Genomic DNA, 17077 nt, shown 5'->3' with positions numbered 1-17077 from the left:
GGCAGCGGGTGAGGAAACAGGAACCACCTACGACCGCCACTTGACAGCGGCGGCCCGGTGGGAATCTCCCGCCTTCAGGCGGGATGAGCGTCAAAAGATCCCGCTCGGCGTCGTCGCCGTGTACGCGGCCGGCAACTTCCCGCTCGCCTTCTCCGTTCCCGGCGGCGACACCGCGAGCGCGCTGGCGGCCGGTTGCCCCGTCGTCGTCAAAGCGCACCCCGATCACCCCGCCACCTCCGAACTGTGCGCCTCCGTGCTGCGCCGCGCGGCGGCACGGGCCGGCCTGCCCGAGGACGTCCTGGTCCTGGTGCACGGCTTCGAGGCGGGCATCGAACTGATCGGGCACCCGCTCGTCGCCGGCGCCGGTTTCACCGGCTCGGTACGCGGCGGCCGTGCCCTGTACGACCTGGCCGCCGCCCGGCCCGCCCCGATTCCCTTCCACGGCGAGCTGGGGTCCCTGAACCCCGTGGTCGTCACGGAGGCGGCCGCCGCCGAGCGCGGCGAGCAGATCGGCGCCGGTCTCGCGGGCTCGATGACGACGGGCCTCGGCCAGTTCTGCACCAAGCCCGGCCTCGTCCTGGCCCCGACCGGCGAGACCGGCGACCGGTTCCTGAAGTCCCTCACCGACGCGGTGAGCGACACCGAGGCCGGTGTCCTGCTCGACCACCGGATGCGCGACGCCTTCCTCGAGGGGGTGCGCGAACGGGTCGGGCTCCCCGGAGTCCAGGCCCCGGTCACTCCCGGTGCGGGCGGTGCCCACACCGTCGCGGCAGGTTTCCTCACCGTCCCGGCGCACCTCCTCGCCGACGGCGGCACGCATGACGTGCTGTTCGAGGAGTGCTTCGGACCGGTCACGGTCGTCGCCCGCTACGCCTCCGACACCGAGATCACCGGCGTCCTCTCCCGGCTCCCCGGCAACCTCACCGCCACGCTCCACATCGCCACCGACGGTCCCGACGCCGACGCACCCGCCGTCCTGTCCGCGCTCACCCCCTTGGCGGGCCGGGTCCTCGTCAACGGCTGGCCGACCGGAGTGGCCGTCGCCCCCGCGCAACACCACGGCGGCCCCTACCCCGCCTCCACCTCCACCTCCACCTCGGTCGGAGCCACCGCCGTCGAACGCTGGCTGCGGCCCCTCACCTATCAGTCGACCCCCGAGGCGCTCCTCCCACCGGAACTCCGCGAGAGCAACCCCTTGAACCTGCCCCGCAGGGTGGACGGCCGCCGCGCCTGACCCATGGCTCCTCGTGCCTCCTCCGGGCCGAACCGGTCGGGAGGGGGCGACGGGCTCGCGCCGGCGGTGCCGTGACCCGACGGGCGCGGACCCCGTCCGCCGGACGGATCCGCGCCCGTGCTCACGTAGGCCGAGTAGCCGTACCCAACCCTTCGGCCTCGTCGGAGGGTTGGCTGGACGGTATGGAAACCACTTCGTCCCGCACGCCCGGCGGCGGACGCACGGACCGCACCGTTCGCACGGCCTCCTGGTTCGCCCTGATCATGCTGGTCCCCGTGTTCTTCGGCTCCGTCCTCCTCGTGCTGAGCACGAAACGCGCGTCCGGCTGCGTGACGTACGGGGAGGGGTGCGCCGATGTTCCCCAGGGCTGGATTCCCGGCTGCCTGGTGGCGGCGATCGTGTCCGGTGTCGTGGCAGTGGCGTGGCCGGAACGATGGCTGCCGCACGCCCATGTGCGCGCCTGGCTGCTGGGCCTGCACCTCGCGGCCCAGTTCATGACGGTTTCGCTGATACTCGCCTACGCGTGACATATGACGGATGGGCGTGGCACACCCCGGTGCCGGGGGCGGGCCGGTGCCGGTGCGCGCGGGCCCGGACCCGTCGGCACGGACCGGGCCTCCTGCGGACGCGGCACCGTGCGAGGCGCCCGTGCGATACCCGGTGACCCCCGCCCGCGTGACGGGCCGCCTTCCCGTCCCGGGGTTGCGACGCGGCACCGTCGACCCTGCCGTGATGGCGGCGGGGCCCACGGGTGATGCGTTCCGCGGGGTCAGGCCGTGGCCCGGCGCGGGCGTGCGACCCGGCCGATCCCATAGCCCAGGGCCAGCACGATTCCGACGATGGCGAGCCCGGCGGGCGATGCCGTCGGTGTGACGATCCACGGCGCGGCGCCGACGAGGATCGCGAGGGCGTGCCGGGCGCGACCGTCCCGGGCCGCCATCCGGATCGCCAGGACGACCGCGGCGGGCCCGAGTTGTCCGACCATGCCCAGTCCGGGCTCGGCCACTCCGGCGAGGGCAGCACCGAACGACGGCAGCCAGATCAGGACGGCGAGGGCCGGGGCCAGCCGCCGATCGGGTCCGCAGGGTGCGGCACCACCCGGCATCAGGACCAGGACGGCCAGCAGCGGGATCAGCCGGGCATCCGCCCCCACGCCGGCCACCAGCGGCACCAGGGTGAGTGCGGCGAGCGCCCTGGCGAGTGGCCAGCGCCCCAGGCAGGCCAGGGCGCCGGCCGCCAAGGTGGCCAGGAACACCGCGATCCCGCCGTTCTGGAGGGCGGCCGTGCTGCCGGTCCCGGCCAGCTCGGCGACGGCCGGGGTGAGATGGGCGGCGGCCAGGGCGGAAGCCCCGGCCAGGGCGTACGGGGCGGCGGCGAGGGTGAAGCGGCCGATCCGGTGCCGGCCGCTGGTGCGGGTTCTGACCCGGATCGCGTGCGCGGCGATGTCCAGCTCCTCAAGGTGCCGGGCTCCCCGTCCCGCTCCCTCGACGGCGTCCCGGTACATCTCCTGGATCTCGGCTCCGTGCAGGGCCCGATAGCGGCGCGGGTAGAGCGGCAGGGCGCGGGGTGCGGGCTGGGCGTCGGTCATGCGGGGGCTCCGGTCGGATCGGTGGTGGCGGCGGCCCTCTTGAGGCGGCGGTTGGCCTCCCGCGCGGTGGCGGTGATGCGCCGGACCTCGGCGCTGAGGGCCTGGCGGCCGTCGTGGGTGAGCGTGTACGTACGCCGCAGCCGCCCCTCGACCCGTTCCTCGGAGAAGACCTCCACGAGTCCTTCCTCCTGAAGGCGCTCCAGGGAGCCGTACAGCGTGCCGGTACGGAGCTTCACCCGGCCCTGGGAGATCGCGACGACCTCCTGGGAGAGGGCGTAACCGTGACGGGGGGCGTCGGCAAGGGCGGTGAGAATGAGCAGGGTGGGCTCCTGCATGGATCTCCTGCGATCGGTCATGCCGCGAACCATATGCCGTTCACCTGACTATGAAAAGTGGTGTGGGCAGGGTGAATGGTTCGCATGCATAGTCAGGTGAGCAGAATATGGTGGCGTGTGCGAGGTGCCGATCGGAGCCGTTGGACGGCCGACTCCGGTCGGAGCGGCGGGAGAGGCTCTTGCCGAGCCGGAGCGTGCGAGGCCGTCCCGGGGTGGCTCGGCACTGTCTCGGGGCGGCGCGGGGGCGGCTCGGGGGAAGCCGGGGAATGGGGACGTCCGCCGTTGTGTTCGATGTGTCGTGCGAAGGAGTCCTTCGCGCCGCCCGCCCCCGGACCCGGAGAGAAGAAGAGAACATGCGCGTCGAGATCTGGAGCGACATCGCCTGCCCCTGGTGCTACATAGGCAAGGCCCGCTTCGAGAAGGGCCTGGCGGGATTCGCCCACCGGGACGAGGTCGAGGTCGTGCACCGGTCCTTCGAGCTCGACCCCGGGCACAGCAAGGACGACACCGTGCAGGTGGTCGACATGCTGGCACGCAAGTACGGGCGCACCCACGACGAGGTGCGGGCCATGGAGGCGAACGTCGCGGCGAACGCGCGGGCCGAGGGACTCGGATACCTCACCGAGGGCCGTGACCACGGCAACACCTTCGACATCCACCGGCTGCTCCACCTGGCCAAGGCCCGCGGCCGCCAGGACGAACTGCTGAACCGTGCGTACCGGGCGAACTTCGCCGAGGAGCGTTCGGTCTACGACACCGAGGTGCTGGTCGAACTTGCCGTCGAGGCGGGGCTCGACGCCGACGAGGCGCGTGCCGTGCTCGCCGACCCCGAGGCATATGCCGACGAGGTGCGGGCCGACGAGCGGGCGGCCTCCGAGCTGGGGGCCGACGCCGTGCCGTTCTTCGTGCTGGACCGGCGGTACGGGATCTCCGGCGGGCAGCCCGCGGAGGTCTTCGCCCAGGCACTCGAACAGGCATGGAAGGACCGGCCGTTGACCGCGATCGGTGGGGACGCCGAGGCTTGTGGGGCCGACGGTTCCTGCGAGGTTCCGCAGGGCGGCGGCAACGGGAACGGCAGCTGAACCCGGGCCCGGGGGAGGAGGCCCCGGGACGGTCCGGTCCGCCGGGCCGGTCCGGGAGGGTGTCCCGGCGCGGTCCCGGACCGTGGGCGCGAATGACTCCGAGCCGTTCCCCGGGGCCGCCTCCCCGGACGCGGGCGATTGACGATCTGTCAACAGGGCCTCACGCTGGGCGCATGGAGACTGCTTCGCTCGGCCGCCTGGTGGCGGACCAGTTCGCGCCGGAGACCACCTACCTCAACACCGCAAGCTGCGGGCTGCTGCCCCGTCGTGCCACGGCGGCGGTGAAGGAGCTCGCCGACGCGCTCGCCTCGGGACGGAGGGACGGCTCCGGGGACTTCGAGGCGGTGGAGGCGGCCCGGACCGGCTTCGCGCGCCTCGCCGGTGTCGCCGCCGACCGGGTCGCGACCGGCAGTTCGGTCGCGGTGCACGTCGGGCTGATCGCCGCCTCGCTGCCGGCGGGGGCCGAGGTCGTGGCGCCCGAGGGGGAGTTCAGCTCCGTCGTCAGCCCGTTCGCGGTCCGCGGCGACCTGAGGATGCGGTACGTCCCGCTGGAGCGGCTGGCCGAAGAGGTACGGCCGGGGACCGCGCTCGTGGCCCTCTCCGCGGTGCAGTCCGCCGACGGCAGGGTCGCCGACCTCGGCGCGGTGCGCGAGGCGGCCGCCGCCCACGGTGCCCGGACCCTGCTCGACACCACCCAGTCCGCGGGCTGGCTGCCGCTGGACGCCGGGGCGTACGACTACACCGTCACCGGCGGGTTCAAATTCCTGCTGGGTCCGCGGGGCACGTCGTTCCTCACCGTGACCGAGGAGGCGCAGCGCACCCTGCCGGCCGTCTTCGCCGCGTGGGTCGCCTCCGACGACCCCTGGAACAGCACCTACGGGCCGGTCGGACGGCTCGCGGCGACCGCCCGTCGCTACGACGAGCCCCCGGCCTTCCTCTCCTACCACGCGGCCGAACACTCCCTCGCCCTGCTGGGCGAGATCGGTATCGATGCCGTCCATGCCCACGTCACCGGACTCGCGGCCCGCTTCCGGGCGGGGCTCGCCGGGCTGGGACACCGGGCGGTGCAGGGAGAGTCGGCCATCGTGGCCGTGCCCGGGCTCGGCGGGCGGGTGGCGGAGCTGGCGAGGGCCGGAGTGGTGGTGTCGGACCGGGCGGGGACGCTGCGCGCGGCCTTCCACCTGTACAACACGGAGGCCGATGCGGACCGGGCCCTGGACGTGCTCGCGCGCTGAGGCCGGGGCGCGGGCCCGTCCGCGCCCCGGGGCGGCGCGGCCGGGGCGCCCCGGGTTCCGGATGCCCGCCCCGGCCGGACCCAGGCTGTGGGGTCAGTCGCGTCCGGGGCAGTCGGAGACCTCCCGGCAGAGGCTCTCCTCGACCTTGGCGAGCAGCCGGGCCAGTTCCTCGCGCTCGGCGGTGTCCAGCCCGGCGAGAGTGTGCTCCTCAAGGTCCGTCCAGGCCCGTTCGACGGCCCTGTGCAGCGCGCAGCTGTCTTCGCTGGCCTCGACCAGGACGGCCCGGCGGTCGGCGGGGTCGGGGCGGCGGCGGACGTGCCCGGTCTGCTCCAGGCGCTGGAGCATCTTCGTGACGGTGGAGGGATCGAGGTCCATGGCCTTGATCAGCTCGGACTGGCGCACCGCCCCCGCGTCCCACAGGTACATCATCAGGAACTCCTGGCCCGGGTACAGGCCGAGTCCCCTGAGCAGCTTGCCCGCGGCGATGCGGTGCAGCCGGGCGACCCGCGAGACGGCGTGACTGACGGGCCCGCCGCGGGCGGCGCTCGGTAGTTCGGTACAGGCGGGATCGGCCTTCATCGGGTCTCCTCGTGGTGGGAGCGGACGGGTGCTCCGGCCATGCTCTCCCGCGGTGCGGGAGGGGCCGCCGACGCGGAACCGGGGCTTGCTGCGAACTTTACCTTGGTCGGCCAATCAATGAGCTACAGTGACGTCGGCGGAAATAATTGGCCGACCATATAATTTTTCGGGAGCCCTCATGACCACTGCTTTCGACCCGATCGACCTGTCCGGTACACAGCTCGCCAACCGCATCGCCATGGCCCCGATGACCCGTAGCCGGGCAGGTGGGGGCGGCATCGCCACGGATCTCGTCGTCGAGTACTACGCCCAGCGCGCCTCGGCGGGCCTCATCATCACGGAGGGCATCCAGCCGTCGGTGGTGGGCCAGGGCTACCCCGACACCCCGGGGCTGCACAGCGCCGAGCAGGTGGCGTCCTGGCGCGAGGTCACCGACGCGGTGCACGCGGCGGGGGGCCGGATCTTCGCCCAGCTCATGCACGCGGGCCGGATCGGCCACCCGGTGCTGCTGCCGGACGGGCTCACGCCGGTCGCCCCCTCGGCGGTCAGGCCCGCGGGCCGGCTCTTCACCGGAGCGGGACTGGAGGACTTCACCACGCCGCACGAACTGACCGGCGACGAAATCCGGCAGACCGTCGCCGACTTCGCGGCGGCCGCCCGCAACGCGATCGACGCGGGTTTCGACGGGGTCGAGCTGCACGGCGCCAACGGCTACCTGATCCACCAGTTCCTCGCGCCCAACAGCAACCTGCGCGACGACGAGTGGGGCGGCTCCGAGGAAGCCCGCATCCGGTTCGCCGTCGAGGTGGTCCGGGCCGTCGCCGCCGAGATCGGCGCGGAGCGCACCGGGCTGCGCATCTCGCCCGGAAACCCGTACAACGACATGGACGAGCCCGAGCCGGACGCCCTCTACACGGCACTGGTGCGGGAGATCGATCCGCTCGGCCTCGCCTATCTGCACATCCTGGAGGCGGTGGAGATGCGGGAGCTGACGCTCGCGCTGCGCAAGCAGTTCTCCGGCACCGTCGTCCTCAACGTCCTGACGGACGGCCCGACCGGCCCGGACGACCACACGGTGATCGACGACGGGATCGCCGACATCGTCTCGTACGGGGCGATGTTCATCGCCAACCCGGACCTGCCCGCCCGGCTGAAGGCGGGCGGCCCGTTCAACACCCCGGACCCGACGACGTTCTTCGGCGGCGAGGCGAAGGGCTACGTCGACTACCCGGCACTGGACACCGACCGGTTCTGACCGCGGGACGTCCGCCCGGCCGACCGGATGTCAGACGTCGTCCGGTCGGCCCCCGAAGAGGCGGAACACGTCCTCCTGGAGGCTCATGAGGTCGGTCAGCGTCCAGAGGCCCTCGCCCGGCCGGGGTTCCTCACCGGTCGGCGGTTGGGGCCGAGGCGCCTCGACCACGCGCACCTGGCGGGCGGGGTCGGGCAGCTGGGCCAGGCCCACGACGCCGAAGCGGGCCCGGCCCCGCTCGGCGGCCGCGGCCCGGCCCGACAGCTCCGCCCAGACCGGCGGCCGGCCGAACGAACCGGCGTAGAACTCGATCACCGGGAACTCGTTCCCACCGTGCATGTCGCGTACGAACGCCGCGTGGAAACGGCCGGAGACCTCGAAGGAGATCACGTCACCGGGCCGCAGGAACGACAGCGCCCGGGGCCGACGCGGGCGCCGCGTCAGCGGGACCGGGGCGGACGCCAGCAGCTCCTTGATCTCCGGGGACCGGCGCTCGAAGGCGTCGGACAGCACGACGTCACGGTTGAGGTCGTCCACCGCACGCAGTGCGGCGGCCGTGGTGCCGGGGTCACGGAAGCCGTACTTGTGCAGCAGCGTGGCGAGCGCGACCAGGGCGACGTTCCTGCTCGCCGGGTCGACGTCCTCGGCATCGAACAGGCAGCGCCACCGGAGCAGGACCGGCGGCAGCACCGCCTGCTCGATCTCGGCGTGCGAAGGGCCCGGGGGACGCATCCGGTGCTGCACCCACCGTGCCAGTTCCTCGTCCATCGACCGGACGAGTCCGCGAGCGGCCAGTTTTTCCAGGATCTGCTGATGCTTCACGGCATCGATTCTGGCCGCGGCCCGGCACGGCGGTCCGGTCGGGGGTGCCTTCGCCCCGGCTAGCGGCGGGGTGCCTTCGCCCCGCGAATCCGCCTCCCGCGTCACTCCCGGACGGGCTCCGGCAGGGGTGCGCTGTGCCACCGCCACGAGGCGACCCGGGGCCGGCCGGGCAGTTCGGCGCGGCCGGTGGCCCAGAGCAGCACGGCCCACCGGTCGGTGTCCTTCGGCGCCTTTGGGAACAACCGGTCCAGTGCCCGCCCGCAGAGGTCGGCGGGCGGCGCCCAGGGCACGCCCAGCCCCGCGGCGAGATCGTGCGTGTGCACCAGCGTCTCCACGACGCCCATCGCGGCGAATCCCTCCGGGTCGGCGATCCCGAAGCTGTGGAACGACCGGACCTCGGGCGAGGCCGTCCGGACCATCGCCGCGAGCAGTGCGCCGCTCGCCTCCACGATCCGCAGCAGGCCGTCGGGCCCGGCCGACCGGTCCGCGAAGACCGCGTTCGCCGGACCGCCCTCGCGGTCGGCCCTCCAGCGGAACGGGAGGTACGCGTCCGACGGCGGCGTGCGCGGCCCCAGTTGGGCCGCGTAGGAGAAGAGGTCGTCGCTCAGGTGCTCCGCGGTCTCCCAGCAGTCCCACTCCAGGGAACCGGCCGGGGCCGACCAGTTGTCCACCGGGGCCTCCCGGAGCGTGTCGACCGCGAGCCGGACGGCGGTGGTCACGTCGTCCGCGGTGACCGGCAACCGCTCCCCGGTCAGCGCCGCCCGTTCCGCCGCGCCGCACTCGACACAGAACTCGTTGCCCTCCGGATCTCCCAACACTCCATAGTTCATCTTCTGGAGTGTAGCCATGACGACATCGGTGCTGGTCAGGGACGTTTCCGAAGTCGGAACCCCTTCGGTCCCTACAGGGGACATGACCCATGCACCCCGGAACCCCCTCGCGGGCACGGTCTACACCGAGACCCTTCGGGGTGTGCGGTGCGTGCGACTGTCCGTACTGACCGACGAGACCACCAGCCCCGAGCGGCAGCGCGAAGCCGACAACAAGGTTGCGGCAGAACTCAACATCGACTTTGGGTCCGGTGACGCGCTCCGCGAGGCCGTAGACCTGGACGTGTCCGCAAGCAAGGTTGGCCCGTTCGACCGTCCCGCCCTCGGTTCGTGGCTCGCCCGCCCCGAGCTTTACGACGTGCTTGTCTGGTGGCGCTTTGACCGCGCCATCCGGCACATGAGCGACATGCACGATCTCGCCAAGTGGGCGAAGCAACACCGGAAGATGTTGATCTTCGCCGAGGGCATCGGCGGGGGCAAGCTCGTCTTTGACTTCCGGAACCCCATGGACCCCATGGCCGAGTTCCAAATGATGATGCTCGCCTTTGCAGCGCAGGTAGAAGCGCAGAGCATCAAAGACCGCGTCACCGGCGCTATGGCTGCCATCCGGAACATGGTGCTGCGGTGGCGCGGCTCGCGTCCGCCGTACGGCTACATGCCCGCCCCCATGCCGAAAGAGTTCGGCGGAATCGGGTGGACGCTCGTCCCGGACCCCGACGCCGTTGCGGTCATTGAACGGATCGTCCGTGAGCTGTTGGAAGGGGCGACCGTTTCGGCTATCGCTGCGGGGCTCAACGCAGACGAGATCCCGAGCCCGCGCGACCACTGGGCATTGAAGAAGGAGCGCAAGACGGGCGGGAAGACCGGCGGGGCCAAGGGGTCGCACGTCGTCCGCGACGTGTTCAAGTGGACCCCCGCTGTCATCACACGGATGTTGCGGAACGAAACGCTGCTCGGCTGGAAGATACACAAGGGCAAGCCCGTGCGCGACGCCGAAGGCAACCCCGTCATGGCGACCACACAGCCGATCATGACCCGCGAAGAGTTCGACCGCATCGGGGCCGTGCTCGACTCCCGCAGCATTAAGAGCGGGGAGCGGAAAGACACCAATGCCTTGTTGCTGCGGGTAATCCACTGCGATTCGTGCGGGGGCCGTATGTACCAGGACCCGAAGACGAATAAAAACCAAGCACCCAGCTACAACTGCAATGCACAGGCGCGAGGCGAAGTCTGTAGCGGGTCGTCGTACATCCGCGCTGACTGGGCGGACGAGTACGTTGAAGCCGAGTTCCTGCGGCTGGTCGGTCCCATCCAGACGACGCACGTTGTCGAGATCCCCGGGTACGACCCCGGCCCCGAACTGGCTGCCACCGTTGCCGAGTTCGCCGAGCACCAGGAACAGAAGGGGCGCCAGAAGTCCAAGCACGCCGCCGCAGAGTGGCAGCGTCGGGCGGACGCGCTCGACAACCGCATAGCCGACCTTGAGTCCCGGAAAAAGACCGAGCCGCAGCGCATCGTCACGGACACGGGCCGGACGTTCGCGGACGAGTGGGCGGAGAAGGACACGGCGGGACGGCGCGCCATGCTCGTTGAAGCGGGGGTTCGGCTGGACGTACGGCGCGGCACCCGTGGCGGGTGGCGGAAGCTCGACGTACGGCGCGTCACGTTCACCATGTCCGGGGAGCTCAACCCTGCCGCGGAAGAACTCGACGGCACCGCGACGGCCCTTGAGTCCGAAGCGCGCGGAGACTCGCCGACCGAGGGCGCGAGCGTGCGGCTGGTCGGGCCAGTCCGCGAACCGGTCGCTGCCTAGCCCCCTGTCTTCCCTTGGCGGATAGGCTCACGGTGCCCCGCGCCAACATGGAGTGTGCGGAGTAGGGGCGGCGCATCAGGACGAGTCCGAGAATGCAGTACACCCGCCCCGACCAGCCCCGGTAGGTCCCTCACGGACCCGCCGGGGCTTTCTGCTGCCCGCAGACGGGCACGCAGGACCCTCGCCGGCTGCCCTCGGGCCGAGCGGCCCAACAGCGAGGCAAAAAGGTGTTGAGGGTGTCGAACTTCGACACTTTTTGAGGTAGCCAAGAAAACCCTAAGAGAAAGAGAAACCGGCCCCCCTCTCAGCACCCGCAACACCCCTCGACCCCTCACACCACCCTCGGTCCCTACAGGTGGGGCACCAGGGAGAGACCGAAGAACGGGCGACCGCCTACCGCACGAAGCGGGCAAGGCGCGCACCACCTTCGGTCCCTACTACTGGGGCAGGAGAGAGCGCGGGAATACCGCGCACCCACCCCGAGGGGGAAACCGGCGGACCGAGTACCGGCGCTCTCTCACCAGCTCTGCCCGTGCAGCACGCACCCTCACGGGGTGGCCGCAGTGGTCGTGAGGCAGAGCGCGGGGACCGCACCGCCCACCAGTAACCGCCCCTCGCGGGCGCTGAACGGTGTTGTAAGACCGTGCGGTCCCCATGTCGTCCCGACGTTCGTCTACGAGCGCCAGGACGACGACCAAGCCCGCTGACCCAACGGCAGAGGTGCGCGGTACCGGCCCCCTCGGGGAGAACCGGAAGCACTCCGCAGAGTTCCCGAGTTCGAGTCTCGGGGCGGGCACGCAACACAGACGGACCGGTCCTCGGTCTATTCCGCGGGGCGCAGGACTTCCCGCACACGGTCCAGCCCGACGCGCCGAATCAGGGGCGTAACGGGAACGCTGAACTTCACTCCGGGCTCGTCGCCAACGTCGATGACCCGTTCCGGGAACAGCCCCTCGCGGGCTTGGACCAACGCGTCCGCGGGGTCCATGTCGAGCACTTCGGCCGCTTTGGCGAGCGGGACCGTGGGCGGTAGTTCGTAGTCGGGGGCGCTGCCGTTCCCGTCGCCGCGCACGGTCAACACGATGTCGCCGAGCGGGTCCATGCCCGCGCTCACGTCGGGCCGTTCATCACTGGTCATGGCTTCAACGCTACTGACCGCGGGGGCCGCCCGCACCGCACTTGCCGACCCACACGGGGGCAGTGACCAGAACTCACCCCAGGGGGCCACACATGCGCTCTATCGACTGCACCGAGCCCGCGACCCATCGGGGCCGCTGCAAGGCTCACCACGGGGCGTACGAGGGGCGTCCGAACGTCCGCTCGCGGCGGGCACGGGGACGGCGACGGGCGAACCGTCGTGATGCTGCTGCGAGGCTCCGCCGGCGAGTGCAGGAACGGGGCTCCGCGTGGTGCGACTGGTGCTTGGGCGACTTCCCCGCGGACGGGGTGGACGTGGACCACGTGCGGCCCCTCTCGATGGGAGGGACCGACACGGACGGCAACGTTCAAGTGCTGTGCCGGGGGTGTCACGCGCTGAAGACGCAGACGGAGTTCGGGCCTGCGGCCTAGCGCTGCGTCCACCACGCCCCCGCTATACCGGTGGCCGTTGTGATCAGGGGTACGAGCCATCCGGGGATGCGCTGCACAGTCAAGTGCAGTCCTCCGGCGTGGAGTTCGAGGATAGGGCGAGGTTCGTTGCTGGACTTGACTGCCATGTCGGCTCTCACGCTCCTGCACGTCGGTGCCATCACCCGAACGTTGTAGCCATAGCGCGCTACGGATCATAACTACGGGCAGAACTCGGGAGGTGCCCCCTATGCCTCGCAAACCCCGCCCCCCCCGTGCGCTGTCCCCGGGTGCCCGGAGCTGACCGCGCAGGCAGTCGACGGGTTCGCGATCAGCGGGACGCGAACCACGCTGTAAGCGCGCTGCCAGCAGCGGTGGTCACCATCGTGACGAGCCATCGGGGAACACGCTGAACGGTCATGTGCAGTCCGCCGACACGCAGTTCGAGGAACGGACGAGGGGTGCGTGACGGCATGACGGTGCCTTTGGGCATGGTGGTGCCCCTCTCTGAATCGCTTGTGATTGGTCCGAGGAGAGCCGCAGCAGTACCCCGTTGGCCGCATTTACTCTTTTCACCGCTGTTGGCAACTGGTCGGGCCCACACTGCGCGCCCGGATCAGTGCTTGTGGAGACCTGGCGTACCAGTACGGGTCGGTCATGGTGCAGCGATCGGCGTTCAAGAAGTAGTTCGCACTGCTCAGCGGCTACCGCTAGCTGATCAAGCGACTGAGGCCATACCACATCTACCTGACTCGGCGGGCCGCCCCATCCATGCCCGCATACGAGAGTGCGGAACTGAAGGTTGACGCCTGGCCAATCAAGGCCCAAGGAGGTGCCCCCTTGCCCCGAAAGCCCCGCCCCCCGTGCTCTGTCCCCGGGTGCCCGGAGCTGACCCCCTCGGGTGGTCGGTGCCCTCGGCACACCAGGGAAGCAAACCAGGACCGTGCCTCGCGTGGTGGCGCGGTCTACTCGACCTGGTGGCAACGCGTCCGGCGTGCGTACCTGTACGCGAACCCGTGGTGCGTGCTGTGCGGTCGGGCCGCGAACGTCGCGGACCATTTCCCGTTGTCGCGCCGCAAGTTGATCGCTCGGGGCGAACCGAATCCTGATGCTGCGAAGCATCTGCGTCCGCTGTGCATCGCGTGTCACAACCGCGAGACTGCACGGCATCAGCCTGGCGGTTTTGCTGCTGAGGCTCGGTCACGGCGCGAGGCGAACGAACGCCCGCCGTTCTGACCAGGGGGGTACTCCCTCCCCCTCCCGATCCTGAGCGGCAGTGAGGCTAAAAACTCGCGTGGCTCATTGGGTCGTTTTAGTGGGGGGTGACCATGCGTAATGTCGCCTTGCTCGATCCTCGGGACCTAAGCCGAATGGAAATCCAATCGGTCGTGGGCGTGGATGGCGCCCCGTACTCCGTGAGGGTCGCCGCCGCCACGGCTGGACCCGATTGACTCGGCCCCCGATGCCTGCCCCTCGTTGGGGTGGTCGTCGGGGGCTTTTGGCGTACCTGCGAACCGAAGGCGATGAGTCCGGCCGATTTATGCCGACGAAGGAGCGAGGCCAAGCGCCCCAAGGATTATGGGCCCTTCGATTCTTAGGCCGGGAGCAAGTTCGGGGGTGTTACCAGCCGTGCCCGCTCGTACAGATCACGCGCTGTGTGGTTCTTCAAGTGGGGGCGAATTCGGCTGTACATGGCGGTCATGCTGCGGTCGCACTGCCCGGACTGGACGAGTGGGTATATCTCCAGAACGCGCCCCCATGTCTTGCACGCTTCTTCCAAGTGGCCGACCTGTAGTTGCCGTTCGGCCAGCATGGAAAGGTAGCGAATGCTCGTCCGCCGGAACGTGCTCGGGCGGAGCCGGTCCGACTCGTTGAGTGAATTGATCGAGCCTGTCAAGTCCCCGAGTTCGTAACGGACTTGTCCCACGTGGTAGGCCAGCGAGGAAGGGTTGTAGGACCCGAAAGTCTTGGACTGCGACTCTGCCTTTTCCATCGCTGTCTCAGCTTCCCGGATGCGCTGTAGAGCCATGCGCCCGTTGCCCTCTTGTGCGGCTGCGTGTGCCTGCTGTCCGGCGAGGAATGCGCGCATCCTGGGACCGGCCTGCGGGGAAGCGGCGGCGGCAGCGTCGGCGAGGCGCAACGCTTCGGCCCCATGCCCGAGGTCCACGGCCTGGACGCTCATCCCCCGCAGGGTGGTGCAGAACGTGAGGTGATCCTCAGACGCCCCGGCAAGTTCGAGGGCTTTTAGGTAATAGCGCTGCGCCATTCCGTGTACGCCCTCGTCCACTGCCATATACCCCGTGAGATATGAGAGATCCGACGCGGCGGCCATCATTGCCTTGCGGACGTCGTCCGGGGCGTCAGCGCGCAGATATGGGGCAACAGTGTTCACCAAATAGGCGGCAGCCATGGGTCGAGCTGTCCGTCCGCCGAACTGGTCGTCAATGTCTGAAAGTCGTTCAGTCATGGCAATGACCGATTGGACATCGGACATTCCTATGCGCTGCATGTCGCCCTTTTGGGCAGATTCCATTCTGCCGACCACGTCCGGCCAATTGGGCACGGTAAGGGCGACGGAGAAAAGACCTAGTCCAAGCACGCTTCGGCGTGACGGGTCCGTATCTTGTCTCCCCAGGTCTAGCAGCCCTTCCACCGTACTGGGGAACGCGCTGGACTCTTCGACGGGAGGGGGCGGGAATCCTGCCTTGCTGTGGGTAATGGGGCGGCCGAGTCTGCGGGCCAGCGCTTCCAAGATCAGCGGGCGAACGGACTCTTTCGGCATGTGCCCGTTGAGCCACTGATGCACCGAGGGTTCGCGGTACTTGAGGGGCGTTCCCTGCTTGGTCCCCAGCTTGTTGACCTCTTGGGCGAACTGGCGGAGCGTCCAGCCGGTTTCCCGGTGAAGCCGGGCAAGCGATTCGTTGGGGCTGGCCACCGGTCATCAACTCCCCGTGTCTTCAAGCCGCTTAAAGCTCTTAAGTCCTGGTGCTGTTGCAACGGTACCTCTCCGCCGTGGTTACGCGGTTGCCTTCTGTGAGCAGCCGGACGACCACGAGAGGTGCAGCCATGAGCAGTCCTGAAGGCGGACGTGAGCACCCCCGAGCCTGGGAGGCCGGGGAAACCGCCCTGGACGTCTCCACGAGCCGCGTGGGGTACGTCATGGGTCACGTCGGGCCCCGCTACCAGCTCCGCCCGTTGAACGGTGGGCGGGAGTGGGAAGCGGACCCGGAGAACCTGCGGACCGCCTACCAGTCTGATGCGCTCGGCGCCGCTGTGGTCACCGCGAACACGAGCCAGCGCATAAGGGAGCGGATGTGAGGCGGGCCCCGTGATGCCGCAGAAGCGCCGCACGCGGCCTCTTCCGCCCCCTGAGCTAGTCAGCCTCATAGATGCCCCCGGAAGCCCGCACGCGGACGCTCCGGCCGGTTGGTGGGATCAGTACGGCGGGGCGGTGGACGTGGCCTCGGGTGTGGTCTATCTCCCCGGCCCGCTGCACCCGCCGAACCCCCGTCATGACGACTGCCCCAACTGCGTCCCGCTCCGGGGGAACCTGTGAGGTGCGTACGCCGGTTCGGGTGGCCCGTGTTCGTCTTCACCGTCGCCGCACTTTCCACGGCGATTCCCACGCTGGCCGCTACTGGCCGCCTCTGAGACTCCCCGCCCCTGCCGGACTATCCGAATCTCCAACCCCACGGAAATTCATCTGAGGCAGGGGCGGGGTTCCAATCACCAAGAGTTACAGGGAGGCACGATGCACGCTGCCGAAAACCGACTCTTATTCGCGTGGCTTGAGATCACGGGACTCTGCAACGAGTTCTGTGATCACTGCTACGCCGACAGTGGGCCCAAGGGCACACACGGCACCATGACCGTGCAGGACTGGCTGAACGTGATCGACCAGCTTGCCGACATGGGCACCCTGGACGTTCAGTTCATCGGGGGTGAACCGACGCTCTATCCGAGCCTGCCCGCGCTGATCAAGCACGCCCACAGCCGGGGCCTCGGGATCGAAGTGTTCTCGAACATGACCCACATCCGTCCGGAACTGTGGGACACGTTCGCGGAGTACGGCGTGAAGCTGGCTACGTCGTACTACTCGGACACTGCCGAGGAACACGACCAGGTGACGCAACTGCGCGGATCGCACAGGAAGACTCGCGCCAATGTCCAGAAGGCGCTGGAACTCGGCATCCCGCTGCGCGGCGGAGTCGTCGCCGTGCAGGCCGGTCAGCGGGTACAGGAAGCCGCACAGGACCTTACGGCGCTCGGTGTCGGAACGGTTGGCGGTGACCGGACGCGTGCATTCGGCCGTGCGAGCAATGGCGCAGCGCCGACCATCGCTGATCTGTGCGGGCACTGCGCCCACGAGAAGTGTGCCATCGGCCCGACCGGCGACGTGTGGCCGTGCGTCCTCGGTCGATTCCTGACCCTCGGCAATGTGCTGGAAAAGCCGATCTCCGATATCTGGGGCGGCGCGCAGATGACCGAGGTTGCGGCCGAGATCGCAGCGGTTCACGGGGATGGTGTCCAGTCGTGCACTCCTCCGCAGTTCCTACCCATGTGCGGTCCCTGTGGTCCGTGCGTTCCCTCGGTTGGGCACTGCGACCCCAAGGAAGCGGGCACCGCCGCTACGATCGCCGCACCGGCCTAGCCCCAATACCGTTCAGTTAAGTGGCTCTGGGATATTGTGGGGGGATGCCGCGTTCTGGTTGGGTGAAGCCGTCTTCTGATGTCCGGTTGT

Annotated in this window: 15 protein-coding genes and 1 pseudogene; 9 read left to right on the top strand and 7 right to left on the bottom strand. The window is 69.7% G+C overall.

The window, feature by feature from the left end:
- The coding region (locus ACFC79_RS37540; protein WP_376249674.1) for an aldehyde dehydrogenase family protein at positions 1 to 1234 on the top strand (1234 nt) is incomplete at its 5' end.
- Positions 1235 to 1416: 182 nt separating this feature from the next.
- On the top strand, positions 1417 to 1761 hold the full coding sequence (locus ACFC79_RS37535; RefSeq protein WP_376249672.1) for a hypothetical protein: 345 nt from the start codon (positions 1417 to 1419) through the stop codon (positions 1759 to 1761).
- A 242-nt stretch (positions 1762 to 2003) separates the two neighbouring features.
- On the opposite strand, the gene ACFC79_RS37530 is transcribed toward ACFC79_RS37535, so the two are convergent.
- Positions 2004 to 2822 carry a hypothetical protein gene (locus ACFC79_RS37530; protein WP_376249670.1) on the bottom strand — a complete coding sequence of 273 codons (819 nt, stop codon included), beginning with the start codon at positions 2820 to 2822 and terminating at the stop codon, positions 2004 to 2006.
- Positions 2819 to 3178: a PadR family transcriptional regulator gene (locus tag ACFC79_RS37525; RefSeq protein ID WP_376249668.1), complete on the bottom strand. Its 360-nt coding sequence runs from the start codon at positions 3176 to 3178 to the stop codon at positions 2819 to 2821. Before ACFC79_RS37525 ends, ACFC79_RS37530 begins: the two co-directional genes overlap by 4 nt.
- Before the next feature lie 332 nt (positions 3179 to 3510).
- Here ACFC79_RS37525 and ACFC79_RS37520 point away from each other — a divergent pair, with 332 nt between their 5' ends.
- Complete coding sequence (locus tag ACFC79_RS37520; protein WP_376249667.1) at positions 3511 to 4239, top strand: DsbA family oxidoreductase; 729 nt, start codon at positions 3511 to 3513, stop codon at positions 4237 to 4239.
- 173 nt (positions 4240 to 4412) lie between these two features.
- Positions 4413 to 5474 (top strand): aminotransferase class V-fold PLP-dependent enzyme, encoded by a 1062-nt coding sequence (locus ACFC79_RS37515; protein WP_376249665.1) that lies wholly within the window; start codon positions 4413 to 4415, stop codon positions 5472 to 5474.
- Between the two features lie 93 nt (positions 5475 to 5567).
- Here ACFC79_RS37515 and ACFC79_RS37510 read toward each other — a convergent pair whose 3' ends face one another.
- Entirely contained in the window at positions 5568 to 6053 is a 486-nt protein-coding gene (locus tag ACFC79_RS37510; protein ID WP_376249663.1) for a MarR family winged helix-turn-helix transcriptional regulator, read from the bottom strand.
- Between the two features lie 178 nt (positions 6054 to 6231).
- On the opposite strand from ACFC79_RS37510, the gene ACFC79_RS37505 reads away from it, so the two are divergent.
- Positions 6232 to 7308 (top strand): alkene reductase, encoded by a 1077-nt coding sequence (locus tag ACFC79_RS37505; RefSeq protein ID WP_376249661.1) that lies wholly within the window; start codon positions 6232 to 6234, stop codon positions 7306 to 7308.
- A 30-nt stretch (positions 7309 to 7338) separates the two neighbouring features.
- Here the strand turns inward: ACFC79_RS37505 and ACFC79_RS37500 are convergent, their stop codons facing one another.
- On the bottom strand, positions 7339 to 8127 hold the full coding sequence (locus ACFC79_RS37500) for a hypothetical protein (RefSeq protein ID WP_376249660.1): 789 nt from the start codon (positions 8125 to 8127) through the stop codon (positions 7339 to 7341).
- A 101-nt stretch (positions 8128 to 8228) separates the two neighbouring features.
- Positions 8229 to 8951, bottom strand: a pseudogene (locus ACFC79_RS37495) (VOC family protein); the annotation flags it as partial.
- An 88-nt stretch (positions 8952 to 9039) separates the two neighbouring features.
- On the opposite strand from ACFC79_RS37495, the gene ACFC79_RS37490 reads away from it, so the two are divergent.
- Positions 9040 to 10770, top strand: coding sequence for a recombinase family protein (locus ACFC79_RS37490; RefSeq protein WP_376249676.1), 1731 nt, complete (start codon positions 9040 to 9042; stop codon positions 10768 to 10770).
- 823 nt (positions 10771 to 11593) lie between these two features.
- On the opposite strand, the gene ACFC79_RS37485 is transcribed toward ACFC79_RS37490, so the two are convergent.
- Positions 11594 to 11908, bottom strand: a complete 315-nt coding sequence (locus tag ACFC79_RS37485) for a hypothetical protein (protein WP_376249658.1) — start codon at positions 11906 to 11908, stop codon at positions 11594 to 11596.
- Positions 11909 to 12000: 92 nt separating this feature from the next.
- Here ACFC79_RS37485 and ACFC79_RS37480 point away from each other — a divergent pair, with 92 nt between their 5' ends.
- A complete protein-coding gene (locus tag ACFC79_RS37480) occupies positions 12001 to 12339 on the top strand; it encodes an HNH endonuclease (protein WP_376249657.1) in 339 nt (112 codons plus the stop codon).
- Positions 12340 to 13930: 1591 nt separating this feature from the next.
- Here the strand turns inward: ACFC79_RS37480 and ACFC79_RS37475 are convergent.
- Complete coding sequence (locus ACFC79_RS37475; RefSeq protein WP_376249656.1) at positions 13931 to 15271, bottom strand: tetratricopeptide repeat protein; 1341 nt, start codon at positions 15269 to 15271, stop codon at positions 13931 to 13933.
- A 131-nt stretch (positions 15272 to 15402) separates the two neighbouring features.
- Here ACFC79_RS37475 and ACFC79_RS37470 point away from each other — a divergent pair, with 131 nt between their 5' ends.
- Both ACFC79_RS37470 and ACFC79_RS37465 read left to right on the top strand, forming a co-directional pair.
- On the top strand, positions 15403 to 15654 hold the full coding sequence (locus tag ACFC79_RS37470) for a hypothetical protein (RefSeq protein WP_376249655.1): 252 nt from the start codon (positions 15403 to 15405) through the stop codon (positions 15652 to 15654).
- A 433-nt stretch (positions 15655 to 16087) separates the two neighbouring features.
- Positions 16088 to 16987 carry a radical SAM protein gene (locus ACFC79_RS37465; RefSeq protein WP_376249653.1) on the top strand — a complete coding sequence of 300 codons (900 nt, stop codon included), beginning with the start codon at positions 16088 to 16090 and terminating at the stop codon, positions 16985 to 16987.
- The last annotated feature ends 90 nt before the right edge of the window (positions 16988 to 17077 follow it).

This window comes from Streptomyces sp. NPDC056061 (genome assembly GCF_042266885.1).
Lineage (GTDB): Bacteria > Actinomycetota > Actinomycetes > Streptomycetales > Streptomycetaceae > Streptomyces.
The sequence above is the reverse complement of the archived record's forward strand: the minus strand, read 5'-3'. Positions and strand labels throughout refer to the sequence as shown.